This window comes from Mitsuaria sp. TWR114 (assembly GCF_007997345.1).
Map to the genome: position 1 here is coordinate 1 of NZ_VOSR01001125.1, position 681 is coordinate 681.

1 protein-coding gene and 1 tRNA gene are annotated in these 681 nt (G+C 71.8%); one reads left to right on the forward strand and one right to left on the reverse strand.

Going from position 1 to position 681, the window contains the following annotated elements:
* Positions 1 to 96 precede the first annotated feature (96 nt).
* Positions 97 to 387 carry a hypothetical protein gene (locus FUT87_RS28070; RefSeq protein ID WP_310735336.1) on the forward strand — a complete coding sequence of 97 codons (291 nt, stop codon included), beginning with the start codon at positions 97 to 99 and terminating at the stop codon, positions 385 to 387.
* A 121-nt stretch (positions 388 to 508) separates the two neighbouring features.
* Here FUT87_RS28070 and FUT87_RS28075 read toward each other — a convergent pair.
* A tRNA-Arg gene (locus FUT87_RS28075) sits at positions 509 to 583 on the reverse strand.
* Positions 584 to 681 lie beyond the last annotated feature (98 nt).

Below are 681 nucleotides of genomic sequence, written 5' to 3' on the forward strand. Positions count from 1 at the left end.
GGGGGTGCGCGTCGCGCCGGTCGGTGCCATGATGGCCCGATCGCCAGCTGCGGCGCGGACCCGCGCCGCCGTCGTCAGCCCTTCAGGAGCAGAGCCATGGCCTTGCCGCATGCCGCCCCCGCCCAGCCGATCGATGTCGCGCCGCTTGGCGCCGCCTTGTCCGGGACACCGTCCTCCGCGCTGTTCAAGTCGGAGGGCCTGGAGGTGATGCGGGTGGTGCTGCCGCAAGGCAAGTCGCTGCCGCCGCACAAGGTGGACGGGGAAATCACGCTCCATTGCCTGGAAGGCGAGCTCGAACTGAGCGTGCTGCGCGACGGCGTCGAGCAGCGCCAGCGCTGCGCGCGGGGCAGCTCTGCTATCTGGAGGGCGGGGTGGTGCACGGCGTGACCGGCGTCGTGGACGCGTCGGCGCTGGTGACGATCGTGCTGAAGCGCTGAATGGTGCGGAAGCGCTGGAGCCGCTGAAGCGCCGGCGGCGTGGGAGCGACGCGAGACCGGCGCGAGGGCGCTGGTCCCTCCGACAGGAATCGAACCTGTATCTGCCGCTTAGGAGGCGGCCGTTCTATCCATTGAACTACGGAGAGCCCACGCAGCGCCCGGGCGGGCGGCTGCGCGAAAGCGGCGGATTCTCGCATGGAAGGAGCGCCTGGCACGCGGCCGCTCGGCCTCGGCCGCGCCACGG